Here is a 13,771-nt window from a genome sequence, read left to right on the forward strand (position 1 = left end):
GGAGGGCCATCCAACCCACCACCTCATCCTGAGGTGACCGCGAAGCGGGCCTCGAAGGAGGGCTCCAGGGATCGCAGTGCTATCTGGAGGGCTCCTTCGAGGCCTCCGCTGCGCTCCGGCACCTCAGGATGAGGGGCGATGGGTGGGAGAGCCCGGGCTTTAGGCACTCCCGAGTGCGATGTGGCTTGGTTGTGCGCCCCGGAGGACGGGTGATGGCAAGGTTTTCCGTCGCGGTTCTAGTCCTGGCCCTGGCCCTGGCGGGCGCGTCGCCGGCTTCCGCCATCGAGGTGCTCACCGGCACGCTCAAGAGCGTCGCCGAGCGCGGCGAGATCGTGCTCGGCTACCGCGAGAGCTCGGTGCCGTTCTCCTTCGTGGCGGGCAAGAATCCGGACGGCAGCCCAAGGGCGATCGGCTACGCCCTCGACCTCTGCGGCGAGATCGCCGACGACATCCAGGCGGCGATCGGCCGGCCGGTGAAGATCCGCTACGCGCCCGTCACCGCCGAGACCCGCATCGAGGCGGTGACATCGGGCAAGATCGACCTCGAATGCGGCTCGACCACCGCCAATGCCGAGCGGCGCAAGCAGGTCGCCTTCTCGCCGGTGGACTATATCAGCGCGACGCAATTGCTGGTGAAGCGGGGCTCGGGCATCGCCTCCTACCGGGATCTCGGCGGCAAGATTGTCGTGGTCACCGCCGGCACCACCAACGAGAAGGCCGTGCGCGACCTGCTCGCCCGCGTGAGGATCGACGCGCAGGTCGTGACGGCCCCCGACCACGCCGCCTCCTACGCCATGGTGAAGGCCGGCAAGGCCGACGCCTTCGCCACCGACGACGTGCTGCTCTACGGGCTGATCGCCACCGACGCTCAGGACGGGTCCAGTTATACGGTGCTGCCCGACAAGCTCTCCTACGAGCCCTACGGCATCATGTTCCGCAAGGACGATCCCGAACTCGCCGGCATCGTGCAGCAGACCTTCACGCGGCTCGCCGAGTCGCGGGCTTTGCGCTGGACCTACGAGCGCTGGTTCCTCAAGCGCCTGCCCAACGGCGAGCGCCTCGACATCCCGATGTCGAACGACCTGCGGGTGAGCTTCCAGCTCATGGGCCTCGACGCGGGCGAGTAGGGGGCGCCTCGCTTTCGCCCAACCGGAGCGCGAGGAAGGGCGATCAGTCCCTCCCGTCTCGAGCGCGCCTCCTGCCCATGACGATCGCAGCGCACTGCCCGAGCTTCCGTGCCGCAGCGTTGGGCGCCCTGCTCGCCTGCGCCGCCTCGGGGGCTTCTGCCCACCCCCACGTCTGGGTCACCGCCAAGGCGCAGCTCGTCTACGAGGGCGGCAAGCTCGTGGGCGTGCGCGACACCTGGAGCTTCGACCCCGAATACACGGCTTTCGTCACGCAGGGCCTCGACACCAACAAGGACGGCACGCTCAGCCCCGAGGAACTCGCCGGGCTCGCGGCCGAGAACACCGCCAACCTCGCCGAGTTCGGCTACTTCACGAAGCTGAAGGTGGGCGGCAAGGAGCAGGCCTTCGCCGATCCGAAGGAGCCGGCGGCGCACATGGAGGACAAGGCTCTGGTCATGACCTTCCTGCTGCCGCTGAAGAGCCCGGTCCAGCAGGGGCGGGGGGTCGCGGCGCTGGAGGTCTACGACCCGACCTACTTCGTCGCCTTCGCGTTCGCGGAGGGACCCGAGGCGGCGACGCTGGCAGGCGCGCCGCAGGGCTGCGCCGCCACCGTCACCCGCCCGAAGACCGAGCAGCCGAAGACGGCGGATGCCGGTTCTCCGGGCATGACCGAGGCGTTCTTCGAGGCGCTGACCGCCGCCTCGACCTACGGCGTGCAGTTCGCCAGCCGGGTGCTCGTCGCGTGTCCGTAGGGATCGGGATCGCCGCGCCGGCCGGGGCGGGGCGGCTGGGTTTAAGGCTCGGCCTCATGGCGGCGGCCATCGGACTGGCAGCACTGCTCGCCGCCGGGATCGCGTGGCTGGTGGCGCCCGGCCTCGCCGCCCCGCCCCCGCGCTCGCCCTTCGGCATCGGGTTTCGCGAGACCGCCCCGGCGGCGACCGGCCTCGGCGGCATCATCCTGGCCCTGCAGGCGAGTTTTTCGCGCAGCCTCAACGCGGCGGTCAGCGCGCTCCGGGGCGGCGGCAGCTGGAACCCGCTGATCGGCCTCGCCTTCGCGTATGGGGTGTTCCACGCCGCCGGACCGGGCCACGGCAAGGCGGTGATCGCCGGCTACATCCTGGCGGGCGAGCGGGCCTTCCGGCGGGGCTGCGCGCTCAGCCTCTGCGCCGCCCTGCTCCAGGCCCTGGTGGCCGGGGCGATCGTGGGGATCGGCAGCCTGGTCCTGAACGCCACCGCGGCGGGCATCACCCGGGCCGGCACCCTGATCGAGGCCGTGAGCTTCGCCCTCGTCGCGCTGATCGGGCTGGTGCTGACCTGGCGCAAGGCCGGGCGCCTCGTCCAGCTCGACGCGGCATGCGGGCCCGGCTGCAGCCACCTGCCCGGGCCGCAGGCGCTCGCGACGATGGAGACGTGGCGCGAGCGGGCCGGGGTGGTCCTGGCCGCCGGCTCGCGCCCCTGCGCCGGGGCGGTCCTGGTGCTGATCTTCGCGGTGTCGCAGGGCGTTCCCGGCGCGGGCGTGCTGGCGGTGCTGGCCATGGCGCTCGGCACGGCGCTCACCACGACGGCGCTCGCCGGCCTCGCGGTTTTCGCCAAACGCGCAGCCCTGCGCCTCGCGGGCGGACGGGGCCGGGTGGGGCTGCTCGCCCTCGGCGGCCTTGAGCTGATCGCCGCGGCCTTCGTGCTGGTGCTCGGCGCCGCGATGCTGTCGGGCCTCGCGCCCACCTTGGGCGGCTGAAGGGCCTCGCCAACCGAGCCGCGGCGTGCGACGCTGCGCGCCCGAGACGGAGAGCGCGCCGATGCATCCCGACTTCGCGACGATCCTGAACTGGCGCCTGCTCGCCGGATCGCACCCCTTCCCCGGCCCGGATGGCGGGACCTGCATCAACGAGGCCGCGATCGTGGCCGCCGGTCTGCCCTACCGGGCGATCCGCTCCAGCGCGGATTGCCCGCCCTGCTTCTCGCGTCCGATCGCCGCCTACGCCCTCGGGCTCAACGACGCCATGCCGGACGCCGTGCGGCCGCAGCTGATGGGCTTCGTGCTGCGGCTCTCCGGAAGCGCCGACAGCCCTGAGATCGAGGCCGCGCGCACGAGGCGGCTGGCCCTCGAGAGCGTCCGGCGCATCCTTGCGCCGCTCTGCGCGCTCGCCGGGATGGCGGAGGATGCCGAGGCCTGCGCCGGGGCGCCGGACTGGCCCGGGGCGTTTGCGGCGGCGCGCTCGGCCACGTGGCGGGGCGGCGCGCTCTCACAGGCGGCCGCCCGGACGCGGCGCTGGCGCGAAGGCGCCCTGACCGCGGCCGTCTCTCGAACCGCCACGGCCGCGCAGAGGGCCGGGGAGGATGCGCGTTGCGCCGCGGAGGTCGCGGAAGGGGCCGCCCCGTTCGTGGCCGGGACCTGGGGCGAAGCCTGCGCGATCCTCGACGCGACGCTGACGATCGGCCGGCAGGCCCCGGAGATCGCCGTCGCGGGCGCCCGGGAGCGCCTGGACGCGGCGAAGGCCCTGGCGCCGGCCTGATCAGGCGGCCGCGGGCGCGGCGTCGAGATCCAGCTCGATAGACCCGCAATTCTCCAGGAACGTGCCGGTGAGGTGATAGAAGAACGTGCCGTGCCCGACGACCGCGATGGTCCGCTCGGGCCGCGCCCGCAGCCACGCCCGGAAGGCCGCGACCCGGGCGTCGAACAGGGGGCGCGGCTCCACCGGATAGCCGCCGACCTCGCAGCCCGGCTCCGCGTGCCACCACACTTCGGGCAGATGCCCGACATCGAGATGCGGGAACTCGGCGGCGATCTCCGAGGCCGCCCGCCCCACGTCGCAGCTGCTCTCCTGGCATTCCCGGTGCAGCACCTCGACCAGCACGCGGGGCCGGTTCGGATGGTCGCCGAACAGGATCGCGGCCGTCTCGATCGCCCGGGTGAGCGGCGACACCACCACGAGGTCGAACGGGATCGCGCGCAGCCTGTCCCGCGCGGCCCGCGCCTGAGCCTGCCCCAGCTCGGTCAGCCGGGCGTCCGGCAGGCCGGGATCGCCGCCCCCGAGCTTGTGGGCGGCGTTGAAGGTCGACTGACCGTGGCGGATGCAGACGATACGGGTCGCTGGTGGCATGGATCTCGGCTGCGTTCCCCGGCGGATCGGGATGGGTCGGCTGCGGTCAGGCGAAGCGGCCGCCGCGCTGGATGACCTCGATCTTGTAACCGTCCGGGTCCGTGGCGAAGAAGAACCGCGCTAGCACGTCCTCACCGTGCTTGAGCGTCTTCACGTCGGTCGCCGTAAAGCCCTCGCGCGTGTGGCGCGCGTGCTCGGCCTCGACATCGTCGACCACGAACGCGATGTGGCCGTAGCCGTCGCCGAGATCGTAGGGCTTGTCGCGCCCCTTGTTGACCGTGAGCTCCAGCTCGAACGGCGAGGCGGGGTCGCGCAGATAGATCAGGGTGAAGTCCGGGAAGTCGAAGCGATCCGACACTTCGAGCCCGAAAGCACGAGCGTAGTAGTCGCGGGCACGTTCCTCGTCGAGGACGCGGATCATGGCGTGGACGGGCTTGGACATGCGCTTGCGGTTTCCGTGGGCACGCGGCCGGCGTGCTGGACCACCTATGTGGCGTCGTCGGCGCGACTGAAAAGGCCGGTGAGCGCCGCTCCTGTGCCGAGGGTTGCGTCCGCCCCGGCCACGCTGCCTAGCCCACAACCGGAAGAATGTTAGCCGCGGCATATTACCGGACGCGTTATGCATGTAAATGCAGAACAAGAAAACTAATGATGGGTTATAATCTTCTGAAATTGAATACCTCTATAAATATTAGATGAAACTACTGGTTATGTTCGCCATATTCAGGTGATTGATAAATTACTTTTGAGAGATCTACGAATGATCCCTTGACATTGATGGATAAGTAACACAATTTTTACGGATTAAGACCACACCAAAGGCTGTGCAGATCGAGTCGCCAGTCGCCGCTTTCGATCGGGAGGCTAGAAGACCGTGTTACGCCTATCGAACATCAAAGTTCTGCCGAAACTGGTCGCGGTCATTGCTTTGATCGGCCTGATCGTCGGCGGATGCGTCTGGTACGCCCAGGCGCAGATGACCAAGATCGACGATGCCTACACCCGCTTCATCAACAACGAGGCGGTGGCCGTCGCCGAGGCACGCCGTCTCAATCGCCTGGTGATCGAACTCAACTACTGGGTCTACCGGATCATCGCCGAGACCGAGATGAATCAGATGCAGGCGGCCAACAAGGGCTTCGAGGCTGCTCTGCCCATGGTTCAGGAACTGCTCCCATCCTTGCGGACGCACGCCCCGAGCTTCGCTGCGCGCATCGACGAGCAGGCCGCCCGCGTGGAGCGTTACGTCCGGGAGGTGACGGAGGTGCGCCGGCTCGGCACCGCCAACCAGAACGATCAAGCCATCGCGCTGGTCCATTCTGCGATCGACCCGACCTTCTCCGCCATGCTGGCCAGCGGCAACACGCTCGCGGAGGACATCGGCACCTTCATGCAGAAGGGGTCGGACGATCTGACCGATCAGACCAACGCCACCCGCCGGACCCTGCTGATCGTCACCGGCCTCGGCATGCTCGCCGGCATGCTGGCGGCGATCGTCGTCGCCGTGTCCGGGATCACGCGCCCGCTCGACCGACTGGTGAAGGTCCTGCAGCGCATGGCGCAGGGCGAGGTCGACGCCGCGATCAAGGAGGCCGCACGCCGGGACGAGATCGGCGCGGTCGGCAAGGCGGTCGAGGGCATCAAGGCGATGGTGGCCCGCACCGCCGCCGAGGAGGTCGAGATCAAGCACCGCGCCGACGAGGCCGCCGCGGCCGAGCGCAAGCGCACCATGCTGGAACTGGCCGACGGGTTCGAGCGCACTGTCGGGGGCATCGTCGGGATGGTCTCGGCCTCGGCCACGGAACTGCAGACCACGGCCCAGTCCATGACGGCCAGCGCCACCGAGACGGCGAGCCAATCCACCACCGTCGCGGCGGCCGCCGAGGAGGCCTCTGCCAATGTCCAGACGGTCGCCGCGGCCGCCGAGGAATTGGGCTCCTCGGTGCAGGAGATCGGCCGGCAGGTGCTCGGCTCGGCCCACCTCGCCCAGACCGCGGTCGGCGAGGCGGATCAGACCCAGCACCTCGTGCAGGACCTGAGCCAGGCGGCGAGCCGCATCGGCGAAGTCGTCGGACTGATCTCGAACATCGCCGGTCAGACCAACCTTCTGGCGCTGAACGCCACGATCGAGGCGGCAAGGGCCGGCGAGGCGGGGCGCGGCTTCGCCGTGGTGGCGGCCGAGGTGAAGGAGCTGGCCGGCCAGACCGCCAAGGCCACCGAGGAGATCAGCCACCAGATCATTCAGATCCAGGGGGCGACCGGGCAGGCGGTCTCGGCCATCGACACGATCGCGGCCCGCATCCGCGAGATCAACGGGGTCGCCACGACCATCGCGGCTGCCGTGGAGCAGCAGGGTGCGGCGACGCAGGAGATCGTCCGCAACGTCTCGCAGGCGGCGACAGGGACCGATCAGGTGACGAGCAACATCGTGGGGGTCGCCCAGGCCTCGGAGGCGACGGGCGCGGCGGCCACCCAGGTCCTGGGCGCGGCGAGCGAGTTGTCGCGTCAGTCCGAGCAGCTCGGGGCCGAGGTGTCCCGGTTCCTGAGCACGATCCGGGCCGCCTAGGAGGGCTCTCGGCCGGAGTGGCTGGCCGGTTGGCCGCAAGAGGGCGCGACCGAACAGAGGCTTGGAGCCGTGCCCGATTGCAACACGATCGGGCACGGCTCTGAAGCAATCAGGTTCCGATCCGCAGCACCTCGGTCCGGTCGCCGGCCTGCGCGAAGGCGTCCGGGTCGGCGCCGGTCATCCAGACCTGACCCGGCAGCGCCTCCAGCGCCTCGAACAGGCCGGCACGGCGCCGCGGATCGAGGTGAGCCGCCACCTCGTCGAGCAGGATCACGGGGGCGATGCCGCTCATGGCGCGCACGAGGCGCGCATGGGCGAGGACGAGGCCGATCAGCAGCGCCTTCTGCTCGCCGGTCGAAGCAGTGCCCGCCGGAACGTCCTTGGGGCCGTGGCGGACCACGAGGTCGCTGGTCTGCGGCCCGATCAGCGTGCGGCCCGCCGCCCGGTCCCGGTGGCGGCCGTTGCGCAGGGCGAGGCGGAAACGGTCCTCCGCCTCGATCGCCGGCCAGACCGCCACGAGGTCGTCGAGGTCGCCCTCCAGGCGGATCGAGGCCCAGGGGAAGGGCTGCGCGTCGTCCCGTGTCTCGGCGATCAGCCGGTCGAGGCGCTCCGCGGTCTCCCGGCGGGCCAGCGCCACGGCGACGCCGAGCTCGGCCACCTCCCGCTCCACCGCGTCGAGCCAGCGATCATCGTCGGGCCGCTCCTCCAGGAGGCGGTTGCGCGAGCGCAGGGCCCGCTCCATCGCCGAGACCCGCGCCCCGTGCCCGGCATCCACCGCCAGCACAAGCCGGTCGAGGAACCGGCGCCGGTCGCCCGCGGCCCCGCGGAACAGGCCGTCGAGATCCGGCGTCAGCCAGACCACCCGGAGGAACTCGCTGAACGCCACCGGGGAGGGGGCGGGGGCGCCGTCGATCCGGCACAGCCGGCTCGTGCGTCCATCCGGCCCCGGCGGCTCCAGGCCGGTGCCGAGCCGGTGCTCGGCGCCGTCGCGGTCCAGGGTGAGGGACACGGCGAAGCCCCCGGGGCCGCCGGTGCGCGCCATGGTGGCGAAATCGGCCCGGCGCAGGCCCCGGCCCGGCACGAACAGCGAGAGCGCTTCGAGCAGGTTGGTCTTGCCCGCCCCGTTCTCCCCGACCAGTGCGACGAACCGGGCCGCGGGGTTCAGTTCGAGGTCGGCGTGGTTGCGGAAATCGCGGGCGATCAGGCGGGTGACGCGCAGATCTTGACCGTCAGGCTCGATCCGCGATTCGATAGCATCGCTCATCGGCCGATCCGCAGCTTCGGAGCATCCGCGTTCAACCGACCCTTTGCTTCCGCCATCCCATCCAACCACCTCATCCTGAGGCGCCCGCATTAGCGGCCCTCGAAGGAGGCCTCCAGAAACAACTGCTCGAACTGGAGCCCTCCTTCGAGGCCTCCGCTTCGCTCCAGCACCTCAGGATGAGGGCGAGAGCAGGACGTTTCTTCGCACGCTCACACCCGCATCGGCATCAGCACATAGAGCGCCGGGGCGCCCTCGCGGTCCTGGATCAGGGTCGGCGAGCCCGGGTCGGCGAGCTTGAACAGGGCGGTGTCGCCCTCGAGCTGCGCCGTGATGTCGAGCAGGTAGCGGGCGTTGAAGCCGATATCGAGGTTGGCCGCCTCGTAATCGACGTCGAGCTCCTCGGTGGCGCTGCCCGAATCCGGGTTGTTCACCGACAAAGCGAGGCGGCCCTCGGCGAGCCCGAGCTTCACGGCGCGCCCGCGCTCGGACGAGATCGTCGAGACCCGGTCCACCGCCTTGGCGAAGGCGTCGCGCTCGACGGTGAGCCGCTTGTCGTTGTTGGCCGGGATCACCCGCTGGTAATCCGGGAAGGTGCCGTCGATCAGCTTGGAGATCAGCGTCAGGCCACCCGCGAAGCGCAGGCGGATCTTGGCCGGCGAGAGATCGACCGCGACGGATTCCCCGCCATCGTCGAGGAGCTTCTGGATCTCGGCCACGGCCTTGCGGGGCACGATCACGCCCGGCATGCCGACGCTGCCCTGCGGGGCGGGGATCTCGACCCGGGCGAGCCGGTGACCGTCGGTCGCGACCGCCCGCATCACCGGGCCGTTCTCGGTCTCCAGCGTGTGCAGGTAGATGCCATTCAGGTAGTAGCGCGTCTCCTCGGTGGAGATCGCGAACTGGGTCTTGTCGATCAGGCGCTTGAGGTCGGACGCGGCAATCTCGAAGCCGTGGGGCATCTCGCCGGCGGCCAGATCCGGGAAGTCGCCCTCCGGCAGGGCGCCGAGCGCGAAGCGCGAGCGGCCCGAGCGGATCGTCATCTGGCCGGATTCGCCGCCGGTCTCCAGGGAGACCTGCGCGCCCTCGGGCAGCTTGCGCACGATGTCGTAGATCACGTGGGCCGGCACCGTCGTGGCACCGGCATCCGACACGTCGGCCGGGACGCTCTCGGTGACCTCGATGTCGAGGTCGGTCGCCCGCAGCTGGAGCCCGGATCCTTCCGCGCGCAGCAGCACGTTGGACAGGATCGGGATCGTGTTGCGGCGCTCGACGACCCGGTGCACGTGGCCGAGCGACCTGAGCAGGGCCGCGCGCTCGACAGTGACTCTCATCGCAATACTCGACTGGTAGGGACGGCGCGGCGGCCGGCGTCCCGCGCGGATTAAGGCCGTTCAGCTTGGCGAAGGGGACCCGCGAACGCAAGGCCGGCACCGGTGCATCGCACAGGCGACCTGCTCCGGACGTGTTTTCGGGGTTCCCGCGCGCGCCGCACCGTGCGAAAGCGCCGCAACCCATTTGCCGTCGAACATCCCGACACCGTCATGCTGCAGACCGTCGAAGCCGCGAGCGCGACACACGTCCCCCCAAGCGCCGGGCGGATCCTCGCTGCGAGCTTCGTCGGCACGGCGATCGAGTTCTTCGATTTCTACATCTACGCCACGGCCACCGCCCTGGTGATCGGCCCGGTCTTCTTCCCCGCGGGAGCGCCCGGCGTGCAGCAGCTCAGCGCCTTCGCGACCTTCGCGATCGCCTTCGTGGCCCGGCCGGTCGGCGCGGCGCTGTTCGGGCATTTCGGCGACCGGGTCGGCCGCAAGGCGACCCTGGTGGCCTCGCTGCTGATCATGGGTCTGTCCACCGTCCTGATCGGCTGCCTGCCGACCTACGCGTCGGTCGGCTGGTGGGCGCCCGCGGCGCTCTGCGTCCTGCGCTGCGGCCAGGGGATCGGGTTCGGCGGCGAGTGGGGCGGGGCGGCGCTGCTCGCGGTCGAGAACGCGCCGCCGGGCCGGCGGGCGTGGTACGGGATCTTCCCCCAGCTCGGCGCGCCGGTGGGCTTCATCCTGGCCAATCTCGGCTTCCTGGCGCTGAGCTTCGGCCTGTCGCCGGAGAGCTTCCAGAGCTGGGGCTGGCGCCTGCCATTCCTGGCCTCGGCGGCACTCGTGGGCGTCGGGCTCTATGTCCGCCTGAAGCTCACCGAGACCCCGGCCTTCAAGGCCGCGCTGAGCCAGGCGCGGCCGGAGCGGGTGCCCTTCGCCACGATGCTGACGCAGCACGGGCGGGCGGTCCTGATCGGCACCTTCGCGATGGTGGCGGTCTATGCGGTGTTCTACCTCTCGACCGTGTTCGCCCTGGGCTACGGCACCGGCACGCTCGGCTACGCGCGGCCGACCTTCCTGCTGTTCGAGTGCATCGCGGTCTGCTTCATGGCGCTCGGCACGGTGATCTCGGGGGCCGCCGCGGACCGGTTCGGCCGCCGGCCGGTGCTGCTCTCCGGGATGGCCGGGGTGTTCCTGCTGGGCTTCCTGATGGGGCCGATGCTGGGCCACGCCGCCGGCACCGGGACATGGCCGCCGGTCCTCGGCTTCCTCTGCCTGGCCCTGCTGTCCATGGGCTGGGTGTTCGGCCCGATGGGCGCCGTCCTGCCCGAACTGTTCCCGACCCGGGTCCGCTACACGGGTGCCTCGGTCACCTACAATCTGGCGGGGATCCTGGGGGCCTCCGGAGCGCCCTACATCGCGCAGGAACTCGTCGCCCGCGGCGGGATCGGCTTCGTCGGATCCTACCTGGCGGTCGCCGCGATCCTCAGCTTCCTCGCCGTGCTGGCGATGCCGGAGACGGCCGAGCGTTAAATCCGCCCCGCGCCCGCAGGCTCGAACCGGCCGAGGAAGCGCGTCCGCTCCCAGAGCTCGACCGTGTTGCGCTCCGCCATGGCGCGGACCTGTCGCCGTGCGTGGCTGTCGTCCTCGGCCGCGACGATCTCGGCCGAGGCGACGCGGCCGGCCCGGTCGAGCTTGAACGCGCGGTAGGCGCGGCTGCGTCGGGCGGTCTCGGCATTCAAAGCGAGCATCGGGTCATCCTCCGGACCCGAGCCTTCCAGCGGATGGTTAACGGAGCGTTAGCGGGCCGCCTGCGGCCGCCACCGGCCCCGGGACGCGGCTCAGCTCCGCTTGTCGAGCGGGCGTCCCAGGAGACGCGCGAACTCGGCTTCGATCTCCTCCACCGAGAAGGGATTTCCCGCGGTCTTCGCGTCGGGGCGCGGCGGGGGTGCGGAAGGCTCCGGCTCGGGCTCAGGCTGAGGCCGGAATGCGGGCGGGGCCTTCGGCTCAGGCCGGGCCACGGGCGGCTCCGGTGTCGAAGGAGGCGGCGCGTGCGGCACCTCCGGAAGCAGGGATGCCTGCTGTCCTGCCGGAGCCACGGCCGGCGCGACCGGCGGTGTGAGCCGGGTTATGGGCTTCGTGGCGGGCTTGTCGACAATCGCGGGCGGCGGAGCCGGTTCGGGTGGCGTCACGGGCACCGGCGGGGCGGAGGCCATCGCGGCGGCCACCGGATCGACGGTCTCGACCGGGGCCGCAGCGGGCGGCGGGGCCGGGGTGACCGCCGACGAGGGCCGGGACAGGGCCGCCTGAAGCTGCCGGGCCATGTCGGAGAGAATCGCCGGATCGACGGTCCTGCGCTCGGACGGGACCGCGAGGCTCGGGGCCTGTCGCGCTGTCTGATCCGCGGCGGGCGCCGGATCGGGTCCGCGCTCCGAGGCCGGGCCGGGTCGCGGATCGACCAGCGGCGGCGCGGTCCGGCTCAGGATCCGGCGCGGCGCGCTCGGCTCGCGGGTCGGCGCGGTCGGGGGAACGGCGACTTTCGGTGAAGACGCAGGCGACAGGGGCGCGGACACGTCCTGCCCGGGCTCGTCACCGCCGAGCAGCGCGGGATCGAGCGGCAGGCTGACCGTCGGGCCGGCCCCGGAGCGCGGGACGGGCGGCGGCACGATCACCGGCATCGCGAAGCCCGGATCGAACAGGGGCTCGGTGCGCAGCCCGGCCGTTTCCGGCAGGGCGCGCGGCGGCTCGGGCAGGCGGCCGCCCTGGACCAGGGGGTCCGGCAGCGGCTCGTCGAGGGCGTCGGGCGCGGTCTCGGCCCTGAGGGACGCCTCCGGCAGCGGTCGCTGGCTGCGCTGGATGTTGCGCTCGACCACCACGTCGTTGGGCCCGCCGACGAGGAGCAGATGCTCGACATTGTCCCGGCGCAGCAGGATCAGCTGCCGGGCGCGATCGAGTTCGTAGACATCCACGATGCCGAGCCGCGGCTGGCGCCCGCGCCCGCCGGTCCGGCCGGGCAGCGCCAGGGTCCGGCCCGTGAGCCGCCGCACCGTGAACACGATGGCCGCCAGCGCCGTGAAGATGACGGCGAAGATCACGACATATTGAACGATGGGGGAGCCGTCAGAGCCGAACACGGATTGCAGCCATCGCAAGGTTACGCACTCGCACGTTCCGGCCGCCGCTGGTCCGCGCCGGGCAAGGGCCTGTCCATATCACGCGGAGAGGGCCGCCGGGCAAACGACGTTAAGAAAGCGTTAACAAACCTTTTAAACCAACGCGAACAAGACAATAGGGCGTGAAACGCGTTCGGCACCGCTTATCGCGTGCGAGAACCGCGCCCCAATCGGCGAAATTCCCGCTTTCGCAGGCGACCGCGCCGCGGGTCGTTCCAGGATCCTGCCCCACCCGAGGCGGTCCCGGATCGGTTCCGCCAAGGCGATCTCACCACAGGTTTAACGGGACATTAACCATGCGCGCGGCAGTTTTTGCCGAGCCCGCCCGTTCCGGCGCGGCGATGCCTGACCGGAGGCGACCTTGGCCCTCACCGACCTGCCCGTGCTCGGCATGCTGCGCACCCGGATGCAATGGGCCCAGGCGCGTCAGGGCCTGATCGCGGAGAACGTGGCCAATGCCGACATGCCGGGCTTCAAGCCCCGCGACCTCGTCGAGCCGCGCTTCGACCGGGCGACCGGCACCCTGGCCTCCGGCTCGACCAGCCTCGCGCTGACCAGCCCGGCCCATCTGGCGCCGGCCGGGCAGGGCGACGGGACCGACTCCAAGCGCGCCAAGGGCTTCGAGATCCGCCCGAGCGGCAACGGGGTCAATCTCGAGGACGAGATGATGAAGGCGGGCGACAACCAGTCGGATTATCAGCTCGCCGCCTCGCTCTACCAGCACAGCCTGACCACCCTGAAGATCGCCATCGGCAAGAGCTGATAACGGCCGCCCGGACAGGGTGCGAGGAGGGCGTTGAGCCATGGAATTCAGCAAGTCGATGGCGGTCGCGGCGGCCGGCCTCAAGGCCCAGGCGGGCCGGATGCGGATCATCGCCGAAAACATCGCCAACGCCGATTCCGCGCCGGCCTCGGCGGGGGCGGAGCCCTACCGGCGCAAGATCCCGAGCTTCACCAGCCACCTCGACGACGAGACCGGCGCCCGGCTCGTGGAGGCGGGCCGCGTCCGGCGCGACCCGTCCGCCTTCCGGACCAAGTTCGAGCCCGGCAACCCCGCGGCCAACGCCCGGGGCGAGGTGCAGATGCCCAACGTCAACGCGCTGATCGAGAACATGGACCTGCGCGAGGCCCAGCGCTCCTACGAGGCGAACCTCAACATGATCACCGCCACGCGCAAGATGCTGTCCCAGACGCTCGGCATCCTGAAGTGATTGGGCAGGGGGCGTA

At 70.9% G+C, this 13,771-nt stretch carries 14 protein-coding genes; 8 read left to right on the forward strand and 6 right to left on the reverse strand.

Annotation, left to right across the window (positions count from 1 at the left end; translation table 11 throughout):
- Positions 1-212: 212 nt before the first annotated feature.
- From FVE89_RS21090 to FVE89_RS21105, 4 genes are all read left to right on the forward strand, one after another.
- Positions 213-1,127: an amino acid ABC transporter substrate-binding protein gene (locus tag FVE89_RS21090; protein WP_160536236.1), complete on the forward strand. Its 915-nt coding sequence runs from the start codon at positions 213-215 to the stop codon at positions 1,125-1,127.
- Between the two features lie 77 nt (positions 1,128-1,204).
- A complete protein-coding gene (locus tag FVE89_RS21095) occupies positions 1,205-1,879 on the forward strand; it encodes a DUF1007 family protein (protein WP_160536237.1) in 675 nt (224 codons plus the stop codon).
- On the forward strand, positions 1,870-2,862 hold the full coding sequence (locus FVE89_RS21100) for a nickel/cobalt transporter (RefSeq protein ID WP_160536238.1): 993 nt from the start codon (positions 1,870-1,872) through the stop codon (positions 2,860-2,862). The genes FVE89_RS21095 and FVE89_RS21100 overlap by 10 nt, the downstream gene beginning before the upstream one ends.
- Positions 2,863-2,923: 61 nt before the next feature.
- Positions 2,924-3,640 (forward strand): hypothetical protein, encoded by a 717-nt coding sequence (locus FVE89_RS21105; protein ID WP_160536239.1) that lies wholly within the window; start codon positions 2,924-2,926, stop codon positions 3,638-3,640.
- Here FVE89_RS21105 and FVE89_RS21110 read toward each other — a convergent pair whose 3' ends face one another.
- Positions 3,641-4,228, reverse strand: coding sequence for a histidine phosphatase family protein (locus FVE89_RS21110; RefSeq protein ID WP_160536240.1), 588 nt, complete (start codon positions 4,226-4,228; stop codon positions 3,641-3,643).
- Between the two features lie 46 nt (positions 4,229-4,274).
- Positions 4,275-4,670, reverse strand: a complete 396-nt coding sequence (locus tag FVE89_RS21115) for a VOC family protein (RefSeq protein WP_160536241.1) — start codon at positions 4,668-4,670, stop codon at positions 4,275-4,277.
- A 432-nt stretch (positions 4,671-5,102) separates the two neighbouring features.
- Here FVE89_RS21115 and FVE89_RS21120 point away from each other — a divergent pair, with 432 nt between their 5' ends.
- Positions 5,103-6,794, forward strand: coding sequence for a methyl-accepting chemotaxis protein (locus FVE89_RS21120; RefSeq protein WP_160536242.1), 1,692 nt, complete (start codon positions 5,103-5,105; stop codon positions 6,792-6,794).
- A gap of 109 nt (positions 6,795-6,903) precedes the next feature.
- On the opposite strand, the gene recF is transcribed toward FVE89_RS21120, so the two are convergent.
- Entirely contained in the window at positions 6,904-8,058 is a 1,155-nt protein-coding gene (gene recF / locus FVE89_RS21125) for a DNA replication/repair protein RecF (RefSeq protein ID WP_160536243.1), read from the reverse strand.
- A 209-nt stretch (positions 8,059-8,267) separates the two neighbouring features.
- A complete protein-coding gene (dnaN, locus tag FVE89_RS21130) occupies positions 8,268-9,389 on the reverse strand; it encodes a DNA polymerase III subunit beta (RefSeq protein ID WP_160536244.1) in 1,122 nt (373 codons plus the stop codon).
- Between the two features lie 210 nt (positions 9,390-9,599).
- Here dnaN and FVE89_RS21135 point away from each other — a divergent pair, with 210 nt between their 5' ends.
- The gene (locus tag FVE89_RS21135) at positions 9,600-10,904 is read left to right on the forward strand and encodes an MFS transporter (RefSeq protein WP_160536245.1); all 1,305 of its coding nucleotides are present in this window, start codon (positions 9,600-9,602) and stop codon (positions 10,902-10,904) included.
- Here the strand turns inward: FVE89_RS21135 and FVE89_RS21140 are convergent.
- Positions 10,901-11,122 carry a hypothetical protein gene (locus tag FVE89_RS21140; protein WP_160536246.1) on the reverse strand — a complete coding sequence of 74 codons (222 nt, stop codon included), beginning with the start codon at positions 11,120-11,122 and terminating at the stop codon, positions 10,901-10,903. The genes FVE89_RS21135 and FVE89_RS21140 overlap by 4 nt on opposite strands.
- Positions 11,123-11,212: 90 nt before the next feature.
- Positions 11,213-12,466 (reverse strand): hypothetical protein, encoded by a 1,254-nt coding sequence (locus FVE89_RS21145; RefSeq protein WP_342389600.1) that lies wholly within the window; start codon positions 12,464-12,466, stop codon positions 11,213-11,215.
- A gap of 439 nt (positions 12,467-12,905) precedes the next feature.
- Here FVE89_RS21145 and flgB point away from each other — a divergent pair, with 439 nt between their 5' ends.
- Entirely contained in the window at positions 12,906-13,307 is a 402-nt protein-coding gene (flgB, locus tag FVE89_RS21150; RefSeq protein ID WP_160536248.1) for a flagellar basal body rod protein FlgB, read from the forward strand.
- Between the two features lie 40 nt (positions 13,308-13,347).
- Positions 13,348-13,755 (forward strand): flagellar basal body rod protein FlgC, encoded by a 408-nt coding sequence (gene flgC, locus FVE89_RS21155; protein WP_160536249.1) that lies wholly within the window; start codon positions 13,348-13,350, stop codon positions 13,753-13,755.
- Positions 13,756-13,771 lie beyond the last annotated feature (16 nt).

This window comes from Methylobacterium sp. 2A (assembly GCF_009806555.1).
Classification (GTDB): domain Bacteria; phylum Pseudomonadota; class Alphaproteobacteria; order Rhizobiales; family Beijerinckiaceae; genus Methylobacterium.